Below are 19416 nucleotides of genomic sequence, written 5' to 3' on the forward strand. Positions count from 1 at the left end.
AGCTCCTGATCTTTAAGTGAGGACCTTGGACAGGAAGGCGCGGGTGCGGTCGTGGACGGGCGAGTCGAGGACCTGAGCCGGCGGGCCCTGCTCGACGATGCGGCCGCCGTCGAGGAAGACGATCGAGTCGGCCGCCTCCCGGGCGAAGCCGATCTCGTGCGTGACGACGATCATCGTGGTGCCGGCCTCGGCCAGGTCACGCATGACGTCGAGCACCTCGCCGACCAGCTCGGGGTCGAGCGCGGAGGTCGGCTCGTCGAAGAGGACCAGCTTGGGGTCGAGCGCGAGCGCGCGGGCGATGGCCACCCGCTGCTGTTGACCGCCCGAGAGCTGGCGGGGGTAGGCCTTCTCCTTGTCGGCCAGGCCGACCTTCTTCAGCAGTTCGGAGGCCTTGTCCTTCGCCCCGGGACGCTTGCGGATCGCCTCGGTGACGTTCTCCAGGGCGGTGAGGTGCGGGAAGAGGTTGAAGGTCTGGAAGACGAAACCGATGTTCGCCCGCTGCTTCAGGACCTGGCGCTCGGGGAGCTCATGAAGGCGGGCGCCGTCCTGGCGGTAGCCGATCAGCTCGCCATCGATGCGTACGTGGCCGCGGTCGACCTTCTCGAGGTGGTTGATGGTGCGCAGCAACGTCGACTTGCCCGAGCCGGAGGGGCCGAGGATGACGGTGACGCTGCCCTTGGCGATGGTCAGGTCGATGCCCTTGAGCACCTCGAGCGACCCGAACGACTTGTGCACGCCGCTGATCTCGATCATCTTGTCGGTCATCGCCAGCCCCGCGAGAAGTGCCGCTCGACGTAGTGCTGGAAGACGCTCAGGACGGCGGTGAGGATCACGTACCAGACCGTGGCGACCATGAGCAGCGGCACGACCCGGCCGTTGCGGCCGTAGACCACCTGCACCTGGTAGAAGAGCTCGCCGATCGCCAGCACATACACCACCGAGGTGCTCTTGAGCAGGTTGACCAGCTCGTTGGCGGCGCTCGGCAGGATCGCGCGCATGGCCTGGGGGAGCAGGATGCGGCGGAACTGCCGCAGGCGCGGGATGCCCAACGCCGCGGCGGCCTCCAGCTGGCGCTGGTCGACCGAGATGATGCCGGCGCGCACGATCTCGGCGGCGTACGCAGCCTCGTGCAACGCCAGGCCGAGCAGCGCGGCGCCGATCGAGCTGACCAGATTGCTGGTGCCGAAGTGCACCAAGCCCGGCCCGAACGGGACGCCGATATGGAGGCTGTCGTAGAGGTAGCCGAGGTTGGCCCAGAACAGCAGTTGCACGATCAGCGGGACCGAGCGGAAGACCCAGATGTAGGTCCAGCTCACCGAGCGCAGCACCGGGTTGCGGGAGAGCCGCATCGGCGCGAGCACGATGCCGCCGAGGAAGCCGAGCACGGCGCCCGCGAAGGTCAGCTCCAGCGTGATGAGCAGCGCCTCCATCACCGACTTCTCGAAGAAGTAGCCGGCGAAGGTCTCCCAGTCCCAGCCCGGGTTGGTGATCAGGCCGTGCAGGAACTGGGCGACCAGGACGAGGACGGCGGCGGCGCCGACCCAGCGCCAGGGGTGGCGGGCCGGCACCACGGTCAGGGGTTCGGCTGCCTCGGCTGGGGCGGCGCGGGCCTCGGACAGGACACTCACGGGGGTTACCTCCGGCGGGGTGGCGGGGTCGCCACTTCACGCTAGGCGGATTCCCTCAAAGCGCTCAAGTCCTATGGGCTAAGTATGTTTTTACAGCCTTGTCAACGACTCGTTCCCACTAGGTCATGGGTAAGCCCGCCGTCCACATTGCTCAGCACGACGCCGGCGACGGCGGCCATGCCGATGGTGGCCGAGATTCGCTGCGCCAGCTGGAGGAATGCCGCGGCGAGGCCGGCCGCGCCGGGTGGCGCGTGGCGCAGTGCCGGCGCCTGGGTGGGCGAGATGACACGCGGCGGCCAGGCGGATGGCGAGGAGTCTTGGGATCACCTCTTGCTTATACCCTAGTTAAGCTATAGGAAAAAGAGGGTCTGCTCATCTGGAGGTGGAGATGCGGCTCCGATTCCCGCTCGGCGTTGTCGCGATGTTCGCACTGGTCGCGGGCTGCTCGGGCGGCGGTGGCCAGGCCGCCGCCGACGCCGGACCTGCTCGCCGGCATCCGGGCCACCGACGGCACCGCGATGCTGTTCATCTCGCACGACCTGGGCGTCGTGCACCACCTCGCCGACCGGGTGCTGGTGATGCGCGACGGCGCGGTGGTCGAGTCCGGCCCGGTCGGCGACGTCTTCCACCGGCCCCAGCACGACTACACCCGCGCGCTGCTCGACGCGGTGCCCGTCCTGTCCCGCATTTGAGGAGAAGCCGATGACCGTACCCCTGTCCATCCTGGACCTCGCCCCGCTGGTCGCCGGTGGCACCGCCGGCGACGCCCTGCGCCGCACCCTCGATCTGGCCCGGCACGCCGAGCAGTTCGGCTACCACCGCTACTGGGTGGCCGAGCACCACCTGACCCCCGGCGTGGCCAGCTCCCAGCCGGCGCTGCTGCTCGGCCAGATCGCCGCGGTCACCGACCACATCCGGCTCGGCTCCGGCGCCGTGCAGACCGGCTTTCTCACCCCGCTCGGCGTGGTCGAGCAGTGGGGATTGCTGGACGCGCTCTATCCCGGCCGCTTCGACCTCGGCCTGGGCCGCAGCGCCCAGCGCCGCAAGTCAGCGCTGGCCGCGGCGGCGCCGGAAGCGACCTCGTCGCAGGCGGGCGGGGCGGGCGCCAAGCCGGTGGGGTGGGCCGCGCCGGACGAGACGGAGACCGAGGCCCGCGTCGTCGACGGCCTGCTGATCCCGAAGTCGTTCTCGTTCGCGCCGATCCTGCGCTCGGCCCGCTCGGCGCTGTTCTTCAAGCTGCTGCACCAGCCCGACGCCAGCCCGCTCGACCTGGACAGCGCGATCGCCGACATCGAGACCCTGCTGGCCGGCCCGTACACCGACGGCGAGGGCAACGAGGCGCGGGCCGTGCCGGGGGAGGGCGCCGACCTGCAGATCTGGGTGCTCGGTTCGAGCGGTGGCGAGAGCGCCCGGGTGGCCGGCGCCCGCGGCCTGCCGTTCGCCGCCAACTACCACGTCTCGCCGGCCCGGGTGCTGGAGGCGGTCGAGGCGTACCGATCGGCCTTCCGCCCGTCGGCGACGCTCGCCGAGCCGAAGGTGATGGTCTCGGCCGACGTGGTCGTCGCCGAGGACGACGAGACCGCCCGCCACCTGGCCACCCCCTACGGCCTGTGGGTGCGCAGCGTTCGCACCGGGGAGGGTGCTGTTCCGTACCCGAGCATCGAGCAGGCCGAGGCCTACGAGTGGACCGACGAGGAGCGCCTGTTGGTCGCCGACCGGGTGGAGACGCAGTTCGTCGGCTCGCCCGACACCGTGGCCGAGCGCCTGGAGACCCTGCGCCGCGTCACCGGCGCCGACGAGCTGCTGGTCACCACGATGACGCCGGGGCACGCCGACCGCGTGCGCTCGTTCGAGCTGCTCGCCAAGCAGTGGTACGGCCGGTGAGTGACGGGCCCCACTTCTTTATTTACGACCGGTCGGTCGTTTTGTAGGGTCGAGGCATGACCGTCGACGGCCGCCTCGCCCGTGGGGAGCGCACCCGCACCGCCGTGCTCGACCGCGCGCTGGTGCTGGCCACCTCCGAGGGCCTCGACGGCCTCTCGCTCAACCAGCTCGCCGTCGCGCTCGGCATCAGCAAGGCCGGCCTGTTCGCCCACTGGCGTTCCAAGGAGTCGCTGCAGCTCGCCGTCATCGAGCACGCCCGGGCGCAGTGGACCGGCGAGGTGATCCGGCCCGCCCTGCACGAGCCGCGCGGCGTCCGCCGGCTCTGGGCCGTGCACGACCGGCGCCTCGCCTTCTACGAGGCCGAGCGGCTGCCCGGCGGCTGCTTCTTCGCGAACGCCCACTTCGAGTTCAACGCGCGCCCCGGCGAGGTCCAGGATCGACTCGCGACCGAGCTCCGCGACTGGATGTCGTTCCTGGAATCCCTCGCCGCCGACGCGATTGCCGTGGGCGACCTGCGGGCCGAGACCGATGCCGCCGCGATCGCGTACGAGATGGAATCGCTCGGCGTCTGCGCGGTCATGCAGGCGCCCGTCCTCGGTCCCGAGGTCACCTTCCGTCACGCCCGGAACGCCCTGCTGGGCCACCTGCGGGCGCTCGCCACCGACCCGACTCTCCTGGAGCTGCCATGACCGCCGCCGTTGCCTACGGGCACACCACCCGCGTACCCGTGCACTTCGACGACCTGGACGCGCTCGGGGTGCTGCACAACGCCCGCTACGCCGTCATGATCGAACGAGCGATGATCAATTGGTGGGCCGAGCGCGGCGTCTCCTTCGCCGACGGCCGGCCGACCACGCCCGACGCGTTCAACGTCGTCCGCGAGTATGCGATCACCTTTCACGTGCCGGTGCGTGGCACCGGCGAGATCGCCGTGCATTTCTGGGTGGAAAACCTCGGCACCACCAGCGCCGACTATCACTTCCGCTTCACGTCGATCGACAACCGGACCGTGTACGCCGAGGGCCGGCGCGTGAACATCCACCTCGATCCGGCGACGATGCGCCCCTCGCCGTGGACCGAGTCGGGGCGGGAACTCGCCTCGCAGCTCCTGCGGGTCGACTGAGCACCTGTTGTTCAGGGAGTGGTCGGTCCCTCCTCCGCGGCACCGATCATTCCGGCCGCCGCGACTCCGGCCACCACGACGGTCTCCGCCCCGGGCGGGGTCGCTTCTGTTCCGGGCGGGGTGGCCTCAGAGACGGGTGGGGTCGCCTCGGTTCCCGGTGGGGTCGCCCCAGAGACGGGCGGTGTCGCCCCAGACGCGGGCGGTGTCGCCTCAGACGCGGGCGGTGTCGCCTCAGACGCGGGCGGTGTCGCCCCAGACGCGGGCGGTGTCGCCTCGGGTCCGGCGGTGGTCTCGGTGCCCGCCGGCGCTGCCGGCTCGGTTGTGGGAGCTGTGGCGGCGGGTTCGGTTGTAGGTGCGGCTGCCGGCTCGGTTGTGGGAGTCGCGACCGGCGGCTCGGTTGTGGGAGTTGCGGCGGCAGGCTCGGTTGTGGGTGCGGCGGCCGGCTCGGTTGTGGGAGCTGTGGCGGCGGGTTCGGTTGTCGGAGCTGCGGCCGGCTCGGTCGTGGGTGCCGCTGTCGGCCCGGTGGCCGGCGCGGTGCCGCCGCCGGGCGTCGGCACGGCGGTGGGCTCGACTCCCGGCATCGGCCAATCCTCCGGCGGGAAGCCGAGGTTGTTGAGGATCGCGTCGAACGGCCAGTCGTCGTTGCTCACCGTGACGATCATGATGTGCATCGGGCCGAGCGGCATCCCCGTGCCGCAGGCCGGGTCCCAGGGCACGCAGTCGACGGGCGCGACCGTCTGATCGCCCGGCCCGGGCGGCGGGGCGGCCTGTGCCGGCGTCGCGCCGAGCGTCACCCCGGCCGCGGCCAGAGCGCCGGCGCCGAGCAGCGCGAGACTCCGCGTGTGCTTGCTCATGACAAAACCTTTCGCTAGGAACGATTCACGCGTCAGTCCAGCACGGCATTTCAGATCATTTCCGCAGCTCGGAGGAATTGACGCTGATGTCGGATTCTCATGTGGACCCTTTGCCGAGAGGGGTTCCGCCGGAACCTCCCATCCCGCTGCCATCCCGCGAAACAATGGCCGCATGACGACGACGTGGCTGATCACCGGATGTTCGACCGGCCTGGGCCGGGCCCTCGCCGAGGCCGTGCTGGCCCGAGGCGACAACGCCGCGGTCACGGCCCGCGACGTGACCGCGGTGGAAGACCTCACGAAGGCGTACCCGTCAGCTCTTGCCCTTGCTCTCGATGTCACCGACGCGTCGCAGGTGGCCTTCGCGACGCGGGCGGCGATCGAGCGGTTCGGCGCCATCGACGTGCTGGTCAACAACGCCGGGTACGGCTATCGCGCGGCCGTGGAGGAGGGCGACCCGGCCGACGTGCAGCGGCTGTTCGACACGAACTTCTTCGGCGCCGTCGCGATGATCAAGGCGGTGCTGCCGAGCATGCGGGCCCGCCGCAGCGGCACGATCGTCAACATCTCGTCGATCGGGGCCAAGGTGTGCCCGCCCGGCTCCGGCTACTACGCGGCGGTGAAGTCGGCGCTCGAGGGGATGACCGGGTCGCTGCGCAAGGAGGTCGCGCCGCTGGGGATCACCGCGATGGCGGTCGAGCCGGGCGGCTTCCGCACCGACTTCGCGGGGCGTTCGCTGACCCAGTCGGCGGCGGCGATCGCCGACTATGCCGACACCGCGGGCAAACGCCGCAAGGAGCACGATCCCACCCACGGCACGCAGCCGGGCGACCCGGCCAAGGCCGCTCAGGCGATCATCACGGCGGTCGGGTCGGCCTCGCCGCCGGCCATGCTCGTGCTCGGCAACGACGCGCTGACCGCGTATGCGGCAACCCTCGACGCCGAGCGCCGGGAGCTCGACGAGTGGCGCGGGGTGAGTTCCGCCACCGACCTGTAGTGGCGAGCGGGCCGGTGGACAACGATGACTGGCGGGTGTTGAGCCTGATGTCGCGTGTTGTCAGCGCGGGCCGTTGAAGACGGGCGGGTTGTAGGTGGCGGGCTTGTCGCCGATGCCGAGGCCGGGACTGACCACCCAGGACTGGTACTGCGGCGTGAACATCGAGTAGAGGCGGCCGGTCTGCGGGGCGCCGGCCTCCTCGAGCCGCTGCCGCGCGGCCAACGGGATCTCGAAGTCGAGCGCGCCGAGCGTCACGTCGAGCTGGGCGGGGCTGCTCGCGCCGACCACCACCGACGAGACGGCGGGCTGTGTGGCCACCCAGTTGACCGCGACCTGGGCCATCGGCCGGCCGAGCTCGGCCGACACCTTCTCGAGCGTCTCGATGACCCGCCAGTCGTGCTCGGTGATCCGCGCGCCGGCGGCTTCCGACAAGCCGAGCCGGCCGTCGCCGGTCAGGCCGGTGTCGGTGCGCTGGTACTTGCCGGTGAGCAGGCCGCCGCCGATCGGGCTCCACGCCGTCAGGCCCATGCCGAGGTTCTGCGCCATCGGCGTGAACTCCGCCTCGATGTGGCGGGCGTTCAGCGAGTACGGCAGCTGCACGGTGACGATCGGGGGCAGGCCGTGCGCCTCGGCGTAGCTCTGGGCGCGGGCGGCGTACCAGGCGGGCACGTCGGAGAGGCCGGCGTAGCGGATCTTGCCGACCCGCACGAGGTCGTCGAAGGTCTGCATGACCTCCTCGACGGGGGTGATCCGGTCCCAGGTGTGCAGCAGGTACAGGTCGAGGTAGTCGGTGCCGAGCCGGCGCAGCGACGCCTCGACGGCCCGCACGATGTGCTTGCGGCCGTTGCCGCTGGCGTTCGGGTCGGTCGCGTCGATGGTGTTGGTGAACTTGCTGGTCAGCACCAGCCGCTCGCGGTTGCCGGACTTGGCGATCAGGCGGCCGAGGATCCGCTCGCTCTCGCCGGCGGTGTAGAAGTCGGCGGTGTCGATGAAGTTCCCGCCGGCCTCGACGTAGCGGTGGAAGATCGCCTCCGACTCCTCCTCGGTCTTGCCGTAGGCGGCGTGGAAGCCGTCGATGCCGAAGTTCATGGTGCCCAGCGCCAGGCGGCTGACCCGCAACCCCGACCGGCCGAGCAGGTAGTAGTGGTTCATGATCCCTCCCGAGTTTTCGGACTGCCTGGTCCATACGTTTGCTCGAAAAAAATAGACTGCCGAGTCCAAACTCTGTGAGAAGCGGCACGGACTAACCTGACGTCGATGGACCTCGAGCTGACCGTGCTGTCGGGGGTGCGCTGGCGCGGCGAGGAGATCGCCGGGGAGCGCCTGCGCCGGCTGCTGGTGCTGCTGGCCGGCGATCTGCGGGCCGGGTGCAGCTCGTCCCGGCTCGTCGAGGCGCTCTGGCCCGAGGAGTTGCCTTCGCACCCCGCGAAGGCGTTGCAGACGCTCGTCTCGCGGGCGCGGGCTCGGCTCGGGGTTGCGGTCATCGAGAGCACGCGTACGGGATATCGCCTCGCCCTCGATCCGGCGCAGGTCGACGCGTCGGTGGTGCTGCTGCGTGCCGCCGAGAGCGCGCGGCTTCTGCATGCGGGGGACGCGGGGGCGGCGGTGGCCTCGGCCTCGGCGGGGCTCGCGTTGTTCGGCTCGGACGGCGCGGACGATCTGCGCGCGGCGACCTATCGGGAGCTGACGCGCGTGCGGGCTCTGGGGCTGGCCCGGCTCGGGCGCTCGGCCGAGGCGCTTCCGTTGCTGCTGGCCCAGCTCGCTCGTGCTGAGGCTCAGCCTGCTCGTGACGAGGTCCAGCCTGCTCGTGCTGAGGCCCAGCCTGCTCGTGATGAGGAGGTGCTGCTCGAGCTGCTGCGCTGTGAGGCGGCCACGGCCGGCTCGGCGGCCGCGCTGGCCCGGTACGACGCCTACCGCCGGTCCCTGCGCGACGAGCTGGGGGCCGACCCCGGGCCGGGGCTGCGGGCCTTCCATCGGGAGCTGCTGCTGAGCGATGCGCCGCCGGTGCGGCACGGGCTGCGGCACGAGCCGAACGAGATGCTCGGGCGGGACGACGACATCGCGGCGGTGACGGCGCTGCTGCGTACGGCGAAGGTGGTCTCGATCGTCGGGGCTGGAGGCCTCGGCAAGACGCGGCTCGCGCAGGCCGTCGCGAGGCGGGCCCGGCAGCGGGTGGTGTGCGTGGTCGAGCTGGCCGGCGTGACGGGGGACGTGCTGGGCGAGGTGGCCTCCGCGCTGGGGGTGGGGGAGTCGGGGGCCGTCGAGGGGGTGGTCGGCGCGCTCGGGCCAGGGGAAGCCCTGCTGGTGCTCGACAACTGCGAGCACCTGGTGGAAGACGTGGCCGCGGTGGTGCAGGCCCTGGTGTCGAGGGCCGCCGATCTGCGGGTGCTGACCACCAGCCGGGCGCCGCTCGGGCTGTCGTCGGAGTCGGTGTACCCGCTGGCCGAACTGGACCTGCCGACCACTGTGGAGCTGTTCGCGCGGCGGGCGCGGGCGGCCCGGCCCGGCGTGGAGTTGCCGGCTGACGCCGTACGCGAATTGTGTTTGCGCTTGGATGGTCTGCCGCTCGCGGTGGAGCTTGCCGCGGCTCGGGTGCGCGTGATGTCGGTGGCCGAGATCGGGCGGCGGTTGGACGACCGGTTCGCCGTGCTCCGGGGTGGTGCGCGGGATGCGCCGGAGCGGCACCGGACGCTGTACGCGGTGATCGACTGGAGCTGGCACCTGCTGTCGGCCGACGGTCAGGCCGCGATGCGGGCGCTGTCGATCTTTCCCGGCGGCATCGCCATCGACGCGGCCGGCGACGTCGACCAACTCGTCGACCAGTCCCTGCTCAAGGTCGTCGACGAGCCGGGCGGCACCCGGTATCGCATGCTGGAGACCGTTCGCTCGTTCAGCGCGGCCCGGCGCGAGGAAGCCGGGGAGACATCCGCTGCCGTCGATCGCTTTCTGGCCTGGGCGCGGGGCATGGGCGCGATGTCGGCCGAGGAGGGTGTCGCCGCCGTCGAGACGATCCGCGCCGAGCAGGACAACCTGACGCTGGCGCTGCGGTACGGCCTCGAGCGCGGGGACGGTGGGTCGGTCGCGGCGGCCGCCTCGCTGCTCGGCACGCTGTGGCTCACCGAGTCCAACGTGACCCGGATGATCGGGATGGCCGCCGAGGTGCCGGCGGCGCTCAGCGGCTATCGGCCGGCGGACGCGCTGGTCGAGGCCACCCGGACGGCCGCGGTGTGGTGCGCGCTCATCATGTATCTCGTGCGGGGGCCGCGGCCGCTGCGGGCGCTCGCGGTCCTGCGCCGGTTGCCGCCGCCCCCGCCGGACAGCCTGATCGGCGCGGCCCAGATCGTGCTCCTCACCCCCGACCCGCGAGAGCTCGGCGACGACCCGCGGCCGGTGATCGCCGCCATGGCGAACTACGCGCTCAGCTATCAGGCCGAGTACGCGAACGATCCGAAGGCGGCGCTGCGGGCGGCCAAGCGGATGCTCGGGCTGCTCGACGACGCCGACCCGTGGCTGCGGGCGCTCGCGCACGCGCGGATCGGGGAGCTGTGCCTGCAGGCCTCGCCGGGCGAAGAGGCCTACCGGCACCTCGAGACGGCGTTGTCCATCATGGAGTCGCTGGGGGCCTGGTCGAGCGCCGCGCGGGCGCGGTGGGCGCTCGTGCTGGCCAATCTGCAACGCGGGGCGCTCGACCAGGCCGAGCAAGACCTGAACGTGCTGGGGCGCCAGGAGGACGGGCCGCCCCTGTTCGACCTCTGCTCCCGCGCCCAGATCCTGCTCGGGCGGGGCGATGTCGACGGTGGGCTGGCCCTGTGGCGGCAGGCCGCGGAGGGGCTGCGGGGGTCTGGCGACCTCTGGGCCCATGAGGTGCAGGCGGTTGCCGTGATCGTGCACCGCCGCCACGGGCAGGAACCGCTCATCGAACATATTGCTCTTGCCCTGCCGAAAATCCTCTCGGAGCTTCTGCCCACCGCTCCGGCCGCAGTCTTCCGTGTCTGCGGCGTGCTTCTGTTGGCCGTCGGGCTGTCGCGCGGGGCCTCGGAGCTGGTCGCGCTGGCGGAGAGGTTCGGCGTTTCCAGTACGTTCCTGCCTTTGTCGGCCGTCGCTCCGGACACCGACCACGAAGCGCTGCGCGCCGAGGCGCTGGCCCTGCTCAGCGATCTCGACTGAAGAGCGTTCGCGCCCAGGCGTACCCGGCCGCTGCCAGGATCAGGCACCAGACCACGGCGGCCGGGCCCTCACGGCCGATCGGTGTGTCGAGCATCAGCCCGCGCAGGCTGTCGGTGATCGGGGTGAACGGCTCGTGCCCGGCGAACCAGCGGACCGCGCCCGACATCGACTCCGGCGGGACGAACGCGCTGCTCAGGAACGGCAGCAGCTGGATGATCAGGGTGAACGGCGCGGTCGCCTCGGGGGTCGGGGCGGCCAGGCCGACGGCCACGCCGAGCCAGGTCAGCGCGATCGTGAGCAGCGCGAGCAGGCCGGCCGCGCCGAGCCAGCCGAGCGCGTCGCCGTGCGGGCGGAACCCGAGCGCGAAGGCCACCGCGACCACGAGGACGGCGCTGACCAGGGTGCGGGCGGTGGAGCCGACGACGTGGCCGGTCAGCACCGACGTCCGGGAGATCGCCATGGTGCGGAACCGGTCGATGATGCCGGCGGTCATGTCGCGGTTCACCGCGAGCGCAGTCGTCGTGGCGCCGTACCCGACGGTCATCAGCAGCACGCCCGCCACCAGGTAGTCGATGTAGTCGCCGTCCCGGCCGGCGCTCAGCGAATCGCCGAACACCCCCACGAAGAGCAGGAGCAGCACCACCGGGATGCCGATCGTCATGATGAGGGCGCTGGGGTTCCGTGTCGTGTGCCGGACGTTGCGCCGCAGCATGGTCATCGCGTCGCTCATCGCTTTCCTCCCGTCATCGCGAGGAACACGTCGTCGAGATCGGGCTTCTGCACCGTCAGCGACTCGAACTCGATTCCGTTCAGCTTCGCGAGCACTTCCCGTACGTTCTGGCCCGGCACCCGCAACGCCTCGTCGTCCTCCCGCACGGCTCCTTCCAAGACCTCTGCCGCGGCCTTCAGCGCGTCGGCATCGGCAAATTCCACGCGTACGTGTCCGCCCGCGACCCCGCGCTTGAGCTCGGCCGCCGTCCCCTCGGCGACCAGGCGTCCCCCGTCGAGGATGGCGATCCGGTCGGCGAGCCGGTCCGCCTCCTCCAGGTACTGCGTGGTCAGGAAGATCGTCACCCCGCCGGCTACCAGGTCCTTGACGGTCTGCCACATCATCTGCCGGCTGCGCGGGTCGAGCCCGGCCGTCGGCTCGTCCAGGAAGATCACTTTCGGGCTGCCCACCAGCGTCATCGCCAGGTCGAGTCGCCTCTTCATGCCACCCGAGTAGGCCGACACCGGCTTCCGGGCCGCCTCCACCAGATCGAACTGCTCCAGCAGGCCGGCGACCCGTTTCCGCTTGCCGCCGCGCTCGAGGTGGTTGAGGTCGGCCATCAGCATCAGGTTCTCCTCGCCGGTCAGCAGGTCGTCGACCGCCGAGAACTGCCCCGTCACCCCGATGCTCCGGCGCACCGCGTCCGGCTCGTTCCGTACGTCGTGCCCCGCCACCTCCGCCGCGCCCCCGCCGAAACGAATCAGCGTCGACAGGATCCGCACCGTCGTGGTCTTCCCCGCCCCGTTCGGCCCCAGCAGCGCGAAGGTCGTCCCCGCGGCCACCTCGAAGTCGATCCCGTCGAGCACCACCTTGTCGCCGAACGACTTACGCAGCCCTCTCACTTTCACCATGCGGAGAGCTTCCGCCGGGCCGGTTTCACGGTGGCTTCATGCCGCCCGCACGCCGCTACCATGACGCGTGCTCCTGGAACGCGCCCTCACCGATCCCGCAGTACGCCCGCTGCCGCCCACCGCCGCCGACCTGCTCCGCGGCATGGACGCGCCGCCGCGGCTGGCCGCTCACCTGCGCGCCGTGCACGATGTCGCCCTGGACCTGACCGCGTGGCTGGCGGCGTCCTGCCCCGCCGTCGCCTTTGACCGCAACGCCGTCCTCTTCGGCGCCGCGACCCACGACATCGGCAAGACCCTGCACGTGGCGGAGCTCTCCGCCCCCGGCTCCCAGCACGAGCCGGCCGGCCGCGACCTGCTGCTCTCCTTCGGCGTGCCGCCCGAGCTGGCCCGCTTCGCCGCCACGCACGCCTCGTGGCACGAGCCCGGCATCGAGATCGAGGACCTGCTGGTCAGCCTGGCCGACAAGGTCTGGAAGGCCAAGCGGGTCCCCGACCTGGAGCGGCTGGTGGTGGACCGCCTGGCCGTCGCCTCCGCCGTCGAGCCGTGGGAGGCCTTCATGCCCCTGGACGACTGCCTCGACCGGCTGGCCGCGGGGGCCGACGAGCGACTGGCCTTCCAGAACGCCTACCCGATCGGGCACGCCTAGCCTGGGTCAGCGGCGGGCCAGCCGGCGCTCGCCGCCCGGGCCGACCTGGTAGGGCACCTCGTAGTGGGCGAAGACCCGCGGCTCCTCGGCGGCGGTGAGCTCGCCGTCGACGTCGATGCTCGGGGCGTCCCCGACGAGCTTCTTCTCGTAGCGGACACGCACCGCGTTCGGCATGACCGTCGCGCCGGCCAGCGGAACGAAGACGAGGCGGTGGCGGCCGATCATGCCGACCCGGATCGTGGCGAAGCTCGGCTCGTCGGTGGCGGTGTCGACGTAGACGGCCTCGAGGTCGCCGATCTTGTCGCCCTTGGGGTCGATGACCTTCTCGCCGCGCCAGTCGCGCAGGTTCTCAGCGGGGAACATGCACGTCAGATGCCCGGCCCCGGGGTGGCGAAAACCCTTCCGGAACACCCGCCCGGTGGACCATCCTTGACCCCATGTCCACCGTCTACGAGGCCGCCGGCGGCGCCGACGGCCTGACCCGCCTGGCCGCGGCCTGGCACGCCCGAGTCCTCGCCGACGAGGTGGTGAGCCACGCCTTCAGCCACGGCTACCACCCGCAGCACACCGAGCGGCTCGCCGCCTACTGGGCCGAGGCGCTGGGCGGCCCGCCCACCTATTCGTCCGGCTACGGCTCGGAGACGACGGTCGTCCGCATGCACAGCGGCAACGGCCCGCACGAGGAGATGGACCGCCGGGCGATAGCGTGCTTCGACGAGGCCCTGGCCGATTGCGGCCTGACCGGCGATCCGCTGCGCCAGGTCCTGCACGACTACTTCGCGTGGGCCACCACCACGACCATGTCGCAGTACCACCACTCGGCCGCCGCCGTCCCCGCCGACATGGCCATCCCGCGCTGGTCCTGGGACGGCCTGCAGCAATAGACACTATTGGGGTGGGGGTCTGTTGGAGCGGGCTCGGTGGTGATGGCCGAGCCGGGGCCGGAAGCGGAAGCCACGGACGACCGCGACGGGCGGCACTCATCCTCGTTGGCCGCCCTCGATCAACTGCCAGCAAGATGGACGGATCTGCCCGGCGGCGGCAGCGCGGCGCGGCGGCTGCGGCAGCGCGGCGGCTGCGGCAGCGCGGTATGCGGGGTGGGGCGTGCGGTGTGCCGGGCGCGATATGCCGGACGTTGGTGCGGTGGGCTGCGCGAGTCTCCGCCTGTGGTCGGCGCCGATTTCGCCCGGCCGTCCCACGCTGATGCGATCGGTGTTTGCCATCGTCGGTGAAGGCTGTTGAATGGTGTTTGCCGCTGCGAAAGAATGACGCGGAACATTGTTGACAGAATGGTATGCACGGCGGCCGAAGTTGGTCGGCGCCGCGGGTCGGATGGTGTGTGGTCCTGGTCGGTGGAGGTCATCTGCTCGCCCGTGGCTGGCGTGGCCTGCTGGGTGGGTGTGGGCTGCGTGACCTGCCCGACCGTGGCGGGCGCCGCCGGCGTGGGCTGCGCGATCTGGTTGCCCGCCGGGTGCACCACCCGCTGTGCGGATGAGCCGAGGCCCTGGCCGGTGCGGGCGGGAGCGGTCGGCCCCACCGGCGCCACGGGCCGCCCAGGTGTGCCGGCGCGACCCGACCAGAGCCGCCGCTCGGCCGCCGTCAAGGGTGAACCGTCGTCACCGCCGTGCAGGCGGCGCAGCTTACGCGCGTGCCGCTCGACAAGCCCCCACGCGCGCTGCCGGGCATGCACGCGGCGGAACTCTTCACGCGCCGGAGAATAACGGCGCGACCGGGTCGGATCACGCATTTCCGCTAGCTGGGATTTGGTGAAGAACTCCATCTGCCGCACCCCAGAATTATCCCACCTCGAAGAACTCCGTGGTAAGCCCGAAACCGTCTTCGAGCATGCCATTCTCACCCCGGAATAGCCGCCGTCAACAATGGTGATATCCGGCCTTGCTCCCGAAATGCTGGGACAGCCCACCGCGACGGCCGCTGCTACCGCGACCAGGCAGGCACCAGGCGATGGCATCCCCGGCCCGACCACCATCACGCCGTAACCGGCCGCACCTGAAGCCGGTCGGTCATGGCACCCCGACCGGACGCCACAGCCGGAGCCCGATCAGCCAGCCGCCGGCCGCGGCAGCCGCAAACTGGCCACCCCCGATCGAGGGCTGGCTGAACAGTGGGCGACGAGAAATGCGGCACCACTGGATGGGGACAAGCCGGCAATGACAACCGAGACCCCGACCCCAGAAGATCTCTAGCGCACCGCTCAGAGCAGGGACACCCCAGCCTGATCGGAACGCAGCGTGGGTCGGCAGTCGAGGCGCCCCTCCCGCTCCCACGACCGCAAGCGCGTGCAGCCCGACGGGCGCGTCACCGCCGCCGTGTAGCCGCCGGAGTTGACGCGTTCGACGTCACCGAGCGCGAGTCGCGTCTGGAGGAAGGGCACGCAGCAGATCTCGCCGGTCTCGGCGTCGACGCGGCGGATCGGCAGCTCCTCCTCCCAGGGCAGCTGCCCCTTGCCCGGCGCGAGCACGAAGGTCAGAACCGTGTCGTCCGCCCGCGAGGCCCACGCTGGCTCCGGATGGACCAGGATCCGGGCGATCGGGATGTCGTCGCCGACCCAGCGCTGGCCACACCAGATGCCAGACACTCCGCCGGCCGAGCTTCGTCATCAACGGTCTCCGGCTCGGTAGGCAGCGACAGTGCCGCCCATACTGCACGGGGCAATGCCAAGGGACGGCCGGCAACCGTGGCGGCCGGCCTCTGGCTCCTCGACAATCCACGCATGGATTCCCAGGAGCTGCTGCTCGCAGCGATCGTCGAGATGGTCCCCGGCCAGGCCGAAGCCGGACAACGCTACGAAGACGCGGTGCTCGAGCTGCTCGGCCGGCACGGTGGCACGCTGGAGCGCCGCACCCGCAGCACGGACGGCCGGGCCGAGGTGCACCTGATCCGCTTCCGCGACCGGGCGGGCTACGAGGCCTTCATGGCCGATCCCGGCCGCGCCGCGCACCGCGCCGGGGCCGGTGTCGCCGCGCCGGCCACCCGGGTGATCGAGGTCCGGGACGTCCAGTAGCGGAGAGCCGCTGATCGATCGGGTACACGCTGCTGATCAACCCGGCTGTTCGACGGACCGGCGCCGCTGACCGAGCTCGAGCTGACCGGGAGCGTCGCCACCACCAAGGGCGTGATCATTGCCCACTACCGCCGCCGGTGATGCGGATTTGGCGGGTAGCGGTACCGTCACGATGGGTATCGATGGGAGGGGTCCGATGGGCGAGATCATCGGCATCGACGTGCCCCGGCTGACGGCCATGGGCGACGCGGTGCAGGAGGTGGCCGGGCGGCTCGATCGGCTCGGGGCCGGGGTCGAGGGCATGACCCACCTGGCCGACGGCGCGATCGAGGGCTCGCGCACCAGCGAGTGGGCGATGCCGGCCGTCTCGCGGAACTGGCAGTACAACCTCGAGCATCTCGCCGGGGACGTGCGCGAATTCGCCGGCAACCTCCGCCGGGCGGCCGCCGACTACCAAAGATCAGACACCGACACGTACGGGCGGATGAAGGCGACCGGGGCGGGACTCTGATGGCCGGCATCTCGCTGCAGGGACTGCTCCACGCCGACACGCCCCGGCTCCGGGCGGTGGCGGCACAGTGGGACCGGCTGGTCGAGGACATCGACGACACCGTGGAAGACCTGGTGCAGGGCACCCGCGACCTGCCGCATTTCTGGGCCGGCGAGGGCGCGCAGGCCGCCCAGGAGCGCAACCTGCAGTTGCAGCTGCAGATCGGCAACGCGCACCGCTACTGCGGCAAGATCGCCGAGACGTTGCGGCGGTTCGCGTACGACATCGAGCATTACCAGCAGATGCTGCACGGCGTCGTGGCCGAGGCGCGGGGCGACGGCCTGGAGGTCGACCTGGCCTCGGGGCGCATCACGGCGCCGGTGACCGGGACGCAGGCGAGCGTCGACGCGTACGTGGCGCAGATCGAGGAGATCCTCGCCAAGGCCAACGACGCCGACCGGCAGGCGCGCGTGACGATCGAGGAGAACCAGCTCCGCGAGGAGGAGCGGCCCGAAGGAGAGCTGCCCGAGGTCTCCGTCGAATTCCTGCTGGTGGATGTGGGGCCGGATCTGCGCGCGCAGGCCTGGCACGCGATCCACCCGCTCAACCGGGAGAAGCTGATCGAGGAACACCCGGAGCTGGTGGGCCCGGCCGTGGGCCTGCCCAGCGACGCCCGTGACCGGGCCAACCGGCTGTTGCTGGAGCGCAACAAGGCCGCCCTGCTGACCCGCCGGCAGCGCCTCGACGACCTGCACGACGACGCCGGAAGCCGGGCGACCATGGACGCGGAGGCGGGGCTCGCCGACATCGACGCGATCGAGAAGCGGCTGGTCGATCACCCGGGCAGCAGACTCATGAACTACCCGCCGGCCGTTCTGGCCGAGGGTGACCCGAAGTGGGACAACTACGTGCCGCCGGTGAAGCTGAAGAAGTAGCTCCGGATAGCATCGGGAACGGTCCGAATCCCGAGCTCTAGGAGTACATCGTGTCCGCCGACCCTCTAGTCGTCCCGGCCGGGACTGCGGCCGCCGACGCGGTCGCCAAGGCCGGCCTGCCCACCAGCGGCCCCAAGGCGGTCGTGGTGGTCCGCGACGCGTCCGGCCGGCTGCGTGACCTCGACTGGCAGCCCGAGCTCGACACCGACGTGACCCCGGTCGCGATCGACGAGCCGGACGGGCTCAACGTGCTGCGCCACTCGGCCGCGCACGTGCTCGCCCAGGCCGTGCAGGACATCTTCCCCGAGGCGAAGCTCGGCATCGGCCCGCCGATCCAGGACGGCTTCTACTATGACTTCGACGTGCCGAAGCCGTTCCAGCCGGAAGATCTGTCGAAGCTCGAGAAGCGGATGCAGGAGATCGTCAAGGCGGGTCAGACCTTCCGGCGGCGCGAGTACAAGTCGCCGGAAGAGGCCAAGTTCGAGCTGGCGAGCGAGCCGTACAAGCTGGAGCTGGTCGACCTCAAGGGCGACGTGGACGCCAACGAGGTGATGGAGGTCGGCCACGGCGAGCTGACCCACTACGACAACCTCGACAAGGAGGGCAAGCGGGTCTGGGGCGACCTGTGCCGCGGCCCCCACCTGCCGTCGACCCGGTTCATCCCGGCGTTCAAGCTGATGCGCTCGGCCGCGGCCTACTGGCGCGGCAGCGAGAAGAACCCGCAGCTCCAGCGCATCTACGGCACGGCCTGGCCGTCGCGCGACGAGCTCAAGGCGTACCTGAACCGTCTTGCCGAAGCGGAACGCCGCGACCACCGCAAGCTCGGCGCCGAGCTCGACCTGTTCTCCTTCCCCGAGGAGATCGGCTCGGGCCTGGCGGTCTTCCACCCGAAGGGTGGGGTGATCAAGCGCGAGATGGAGGACTACGTCCGCGCGCGGCACATCGAGGAGGGCTTCCAGTACGTCGGATCGCCGCACATCACCAAGGAGGGGCTGTTCCACACCTCCGGGCACCTGCCGTACTACAAGGACACGATGTTCCCCCCGATGCAACTCGAGGGGGCGGACTACTACCTCAAGGCCATGAACTGCCCGATGCACAACCTGATCTTCAAGGCGCGCGGGCGGTCCTACCGTGAGCTGCCGCTGCGGTTCTTCGAGTTCGGGTCGGTCTACCGCTACGAGAAGTCCGGCGTGGTGCACGGCCTCACCCGCGTGCGGGGCCTCACCCAGGACGACTCGCACTCCTACGTGACCGCCGAGCAGGCGCCGGGCGAGATCAAGCACCTGCTGAACTTCGTCCGCTCGCTGCTGGACGACTTCGGCCTCGACGACTACTACCTCGAGCTGTCGACCCGCGATCCCAAGAGCGACAAGTTCATCGGTACGAACGAGCAGTGGGCCGTGGCGACGAAGGTGCTCGAGGATGTGGCCGACGAGTCCGGCCTCGAACTGGTGCTCGACCCAGGTGGCGCGGCGTTCTACGGCCCCAAGATCTCGGTGCAGGCCCGCGACGCGATCGGCCGCACCTGGCAGATGTCGACCATCCAGTACGACTTCAACCAGCCGGCCCGCTTCGGCCTCGAGTACCAGGCCGCCGACGGCACCCGGCAGGAACCGGTGATGATCCACTCGGCCAAGTTCGGGTCGATCGAGCGATTCTTCGGCCTGCTGGTCGAGCACTACGCCGGCGCGTTCCCGGCCTGGCTGGCGCCGGTGCAGGTGGTCGGCATCCCGATCCGTGACGACCACGCCGCGTACCTCGAGGAGTTCGTCGCCGCGCTGCGCAAGCAGGGCATCCGCGCCGAGGTCGACCACTCCGACGACCGCATGCAGAAGAAGATCCGCACCGCCCAGCAGCAGAAGATCCCGTTCATGGCCATCGCCGGCGACGACGACGTGGCCGCCGGGACGGTGTCCTTCCGCTACCGCGACGGCTCGCAGCGCAACGGGGTCGCCCTCGACGAGGCGGTCGCGCACGTCGTAGAGGTCGTCCGCTCCCGGGTGAACACGGGCCCGTCGGCGGCCTGAGCGCGCTCGTCCCGGCC

21 protein-coding genes are annotated in these 19416 nt (G+C 71.0%); 12 read left to right on the top strand and 9 right to left on the bottom strand.

Annotated features, from left to right (window positions below):
- Positions 1–12: 12 nt before the first annotated feature.
- Together ACIA5D_RS20540 and ACIA5D_RS20545 are read right to left on the bottom strand one after the other, a co-directional pair.
- Positions 13–765 (bottom strand): amino acid ABC transporter ATP-binding protein, encoded by a 753-nt coding sequence (locus tag ACIA5D_RS20540; protein ID WP_396031714.1) that lies wholly within the window; start codon positions 763–765, stop codon positions 13–15.
- Entirely contained in the window at positions 762–1628 is an 867-nt protein-coding gene (locus ACIA5D_RS20545; RefSeq protein WP_396031715.1) for an amino acid ABC transporter permease, read from the bottom strand. Before ACIA5D_RS20545 ends, ACIA5D_RS20540 begins: the two co-directional genes overlap by 4 nt.
- Before the next feature lie 455 nt (positions 1629–2083).
- Between ACIA5D_RS20545 and ACIA5D_RS20550 the strand changes: the two genes are divergently transcribed.
- The 4 genes from ACIA5D_RS20550 to ACIA5D_RS20565 are packed head-to-tail and all read left to right on the top strand — an operon-like array spanning position 2084 to position 4635.
- A complete protein-coding gene (locus tag ACIA5D_RS20550; RefSeq protein WP_396031716.1) occupies positions 2084–2320 on the top strand; it encodes a hypothetical protein in 237 nt (78 codons plus the stop codon).
- Positions 2321–2330: 10 nt separating this feature from the next.
- On the top strand, positions 2331–3512 hold the full coding sequence (locus ACIA5D_RS20555) for an LLM class flavin-dependent oxidoreductase (RefSeq protein ID WP_396031717.1): 1182 nt from the start codon (positions 2331–2333) through the stop codon (positions 3510–3512).
- Between the two features lie 56 nt (positions 3513–3568).
- Positions 3569–4201 carry a TetR/AcrR family transcriptional regulator gene (locus tag ACIA5D_RS20560; RefSeq protein WP_396031718.1) on the top strand — a complete coding sequence of 211 codons (633 nt, stop codon included), beginning with the start codon at positions 3569–3571 and terminating at the stop codon, positions 4199–4201.
- Positions 4198–4635 carry an acyl-CoA thioesterase gene (locus ACIA5D_RS20565; RefSeq protein ID WP_396031719.1) on the top strand — a complete coding sequence of 146 codons (438 nt, stop codon included), beginning with the start codon at positions 4198–4200 and terminating at the stop codon, positions 4633–4635. The genes ACIA5D_RS20560 and ACIA5D_RS20565 overlap by 4 nt, the downstream gene beginning before the upstream one ends.
- An 11-nt stretch (positions 4636–4646) precedes the next feature.
- Here ACIA5D_RS20565 and ACIA5D_RS20570 read toward each other — a convergent pair whose 3' ends face one another.
- Complete coding sequence (locus tag ACIA5D_RS20570) at positions 4647–5489, bottom strand: hypothetical protein (RefSeq protein ID WP_396031720.1); 843 nt, start codon at positions 5487–5489, stop codon at positions 4647–4649.
- A gap of 172 nt (positions 5490–5661) precedes the next feature.
- On the opposite strand from ACIA5D_RS20570, the gene ACIA5D_RS20575 reads away from it, so the two are divergent.
- A complete protein-coding gene (locus tag ACIA5D_RS20575) occupies positions 5662–6486 on the top strand; it encodes an oxidoreductase (RefSeq protein ID WP_396031721.1) in 825 nt (274 codons plus the stop codon).
- 60 nt (positions 6487–6546) lie between these two features.
- On the opposite strand, the gene ACIA5D_RS20580 is transcribed toward ACIA5D_RS20575, so the two are convergent.
- Positions 6547–7638 (bottom strand): aldo/keto reductase, encoded by a 1092-nt coding sequence (locus ACIA5D_RS20580; protein WP_396031722.1) that lies wholly within the window; start codon positions 7636–7638, stop codon positions 6547–6549.
- 105 nt (positions 7639–7743) lie between these two features.
- Between ACIA5D_RS20580 and ACIA5D_RS20585 the strand changes: the two genes are divergently transcribed.
- A complete protein-coding gene (locus ACIA5D_RS20585; RefSeq protein ID WP_396031723.1) occupies positions 7744–10653 on the top strand; it encodes an ATP-binding protein in 2910 nt (969 codons plus the stop codon).
- Here ACIA5D_RS20585 and ACIA5D_RS20590 read toward each other — a convergent pair.
- Together ACIA5D_RS20590 and ACIA5D_RS20595 are read right to left on the bottom strand one after the other, a co-directional pair.
- The gene (locus ACIA5D_RS20590) at positions 10637–11383 is read right to left on the bottom strand and encodes an ABC transporter permease (protein ID WP_396031724.1); all 747 of its coding nucleotides are present in this window, start codon (positions 11381–11383) and stop codon (positions 10637–10639) included. The two genes, ACIA5D_RS20585 and ACIA5D_RS20590, sit on opposite strands and share 17 nt — an antisense overlap.
- Positions 11380–12273, bottom strand: coding sequence for an ATP-binding cassette domain-containing protein (locus ACIA5D_RS20595; RefSeq protein ID WP_396031725.1), 894 nt, complete (start codon positions 12271–12273; stop codon positions 11380–11382). The genes ACIA5D_RS20590 and ACIA5D_RS20595 overlap by 4 nt, the downstream gene beginning before the upstream one ends.
- Before the next feature lie 67 nt (positions 12274–12340).
- Between ACIA5D_RS20595 and ACIA5D_RS20600 the strand changes: the two genes are divergently transcribed.
- Positions 12341–12919, top strand: coding sequence for an HD domain-containing protein (locus ACIA5D_RS20600; protein WP_396031727.1), 579 nt, complete (start codon positions 12341–12343; stop codon positions 12917–12919).
- A gap of 6 nt (positions 12920–12925) precedes the next feature.
- On the opposite strand, the gene ACIA5D_RS20605 is transcribed toward ACIA5D_RS20600, so the two are convergent.
- On the bottom strand, positions 12926–13282 hold the full coding sequence (locus ACIA5D_RS20605) for a PRC-barrel domain-containing protein (RefSeq protein ID WP_396031729.1): 357 nt from the start codon (positions 13280–13282) through the stop codon (positions 12926–12928).
- A gap of 74 nt (positions 13283–13356) precedes the next feature.
- Between ACIA5D_RS20605 and ACIA5D_RS20610 the strand changes: the two genes are divergently transcribed.
- Positions 13357–13803 carry a group II truncated hemoglobin gene (locus ACIA5D_RS20610; protein ID WP_396031730.1) on the top strand — a complete coding sequence of 149 codons (447 nt, stop codon included), beginning with the start codon at positions 13357–13359 and terminating at the stop codon, positions 13801–13803.
- A 119-nt stretch (positions 13804–13922) separates the two neighbouring features.
- Here the strand turns inward: ACIA5D_RS20610 and ACIA5D_RS20615 are convergent, their stop codons facing one another.
- Positions 13923–14699, bottom strand: coding sequence for a hypothetical protein (locus ACIA5D_RS20615; protein WP_396031731.1), 777 nt, complete (start codon positions 14697–14699; stop codon positions 13923–13925).
- Between the two features lie 435 nt (positions 14700–15134).
- Positions 15135–15518, bottom strand: coding sequence for a hypothetical protein (locus tag ACIA5D_RS20620; RefSeq protein WP_396031732.1), 384 nt, complete (start codon positions 15516–15518; stop codon positions 15135–15137).
- Positions 15519–15653: 135 nt separating this feature from the next.
- On the opposite strand from ACIA5D_RS20620, the gene ACIA5D_RS20625 reads away from it, so the two are divergent.
- The 4 genes from ACIA5D_RS20625 (at position 15654) to thrS (ending at position 19399) form a co-directional block, all read left to right on the top strand.
- Complete coding sequence (locus tag ACIA5D_RS20625) at positions 15654–15944, top strand: hypothetical protein (protein ID WP_396031733.1); 291 nt, start codon at positions 15654–15656, stop codon at positions 15942–15944.
- Between the two features lie 196 nt (positions 15945–16140).
- Positions 16141–16455 (top strand): hypothetical protein, encoded by a 315-nt coding sequence (locus ACIA5D_RS20630; protein ID WP_396031734.1) that lies wholly within the window; start codon positions 16141–16143, stop codon positions 16453–16455.
- The gene (locus ACIA5D_RS20635; protein ID WP_396031735.1) at positions 16455–17369 is read left to right on the top strand and encodes a WXG100 family type VII secretion target; all 915 of its coding nucleotides are present in this window, start codon (positions 16455–16457) and stop codon (positions 17367–17369) included. Before ACIA5D_RS20630 ends, ACIA5D_RS20635 begins: the two co-directional genes overlap by 1 nt.
- A 50-nt stretch (positions 17370–17419) precedes the next feature.
- Complete coding sequence (thrS, locus tag ACIA5D_RS20640) at positions 17420–19399, top strand: threonine--tRNA ligase (RefSeq protein ID WP_396031737.1); 1980 nt, start codon at positions 17420–17422, stop codon at positions 19397–19399.
- Positions 19400–19416 lie beyond the last annotated feature (17 nt).

Source organism: Actinoplanes sp. NPDC051513 (assembly GCF_044454685.1).
Lineage (GTDB): Bacteria > Actinomycetota > Actinomycetes > Mycobacteriales > Micromonosporaceae > Actinoplanes.

What these genes read in the sequence shown, in the direction of transcription:
- ACIA5D_RS20540 (WP_396031714.1), bottom strand. Translation starts at nt 765, where the DNA reads ATGACCGACAAGATGATCGAGATCAGCGGCGTGCACAAGTCGTTCGGG.
- ACIA5D_RS20555 (WP_396031717.1), top strand. Translation starts at nt 2,331, where the DNA reads ATGACCGTACCCCTGTCCATCCTGGACCTCGCCCCGCTGGTCGCCGGT.
- ACIA5D_RS20560 (WP_396031718.1), top strand. Translation starts at nt 3,569, where the DNA reads ATGACCGTCGACGGCCGCCTCGCCCGTGGGGAGCGCACCCGCACCGCC.
- ACIA5D_RS20565 (WP_396031719.1), top strand. Translation starts at nt 4,198, where the DNA reads ATGACCGCCGCCGTTGCCTACGGGCACACCACCCGCGTACCCGTGCAC.
- ACIA5D_RS20570 (WP_396031720.1), bottom strand. Translation starts at nt 5,489, where the DNA reads ATGAGCAAGCACACGCGGAGTCTCGCGCTGCTCGGCGCCGGCGCTCTG.
- ACIA5D_RS20575 (WP_396031721.1), top strand. Translation starts at nt 5,662, where the DNA reads ATGACGACGACGTGGCTGATCACCGGATGTTCGACCGGCCTGGGCCGG.
- ACIA5D_RS20580 (WP_396031722.1), bottom strand. Translation starts at nt 7,638, where the DNA reads ATGAACCACTACTACCTGCTCGGCCGGTCGGGGTTGCGGGTCAGCCGC.
- ACIA5D_RS20585 (WP_396031723.1), top strand. Translation starts at nt 7,744, where the DNA reads ATGGACCTCGAGCTGACCGTGCTGTCGGGGGTGCGCTGGCGCGGCGAG.
- ACIA5D_RS20590 (WP_396031724.1), bottom strand. Translation starts at nt 11,383, where the DNA reads ATGAGCGACGCGATGACCATGCTGCGGCGCAACGTCCGGCACACGACA.
- ACIA5D_RS20595 (WP_396031725.1), bottom strand. Translation starts at nt 12,273, where the DNA reads ATGGTGAAAGTGAGAGGGCTGCGTAAGTCGTTCGGCGACAAGGTGGTG.
- ACIA5D_RS20605 (WP_396031729.1), bottom strand. Translation starts at nt 13,282, where the DNA reads ATGTTCCCCGCTGAGAACCTGCGCGACTGGCGCGGCGAGAAGGTCATC.
- ACIA5D_RS20610 (WP_396031730.1), top strand. Translation starts at nt 13,357, where the DNA reads ATGTCCACCGTCTACGAGGCCGCCGGCGGCGCCGACGGCCTGACCCGC.
- ACIA5D_RS20615 (WP_396031731.1), bottom strand. Translation starts at nt 14,699, where the DNA reads ATGGAGTTCTTCACCAAATCCCAGCTAGCGGAAATGCGTGATCCGACC.
- ACIA5D_RS20625 (WP_396031733.1), top strand. Translation starts at nt 15,654, where the DNA reads ATGGATTCCCAGGAGCTGCTGCTCGCAGCGATCGTCGAGATGGTCCCC.
- ACIA5D_RS20630 (WP_396031734.1), top strand. Translation starts at nt 16,141, where the DNA reads ATGGGCGAGATCATCGGCATCGACGTGCCCCGGCTGACGGCCATGGGC.
- ACIA5D_RS20635 (WP_396031735.1), top strand. Translation starts at nt 16,455, where the DNA reads ATGGCCGGCATCTCGCTGCAGGGACTGCTCCACGCCGACACGCCCCGG.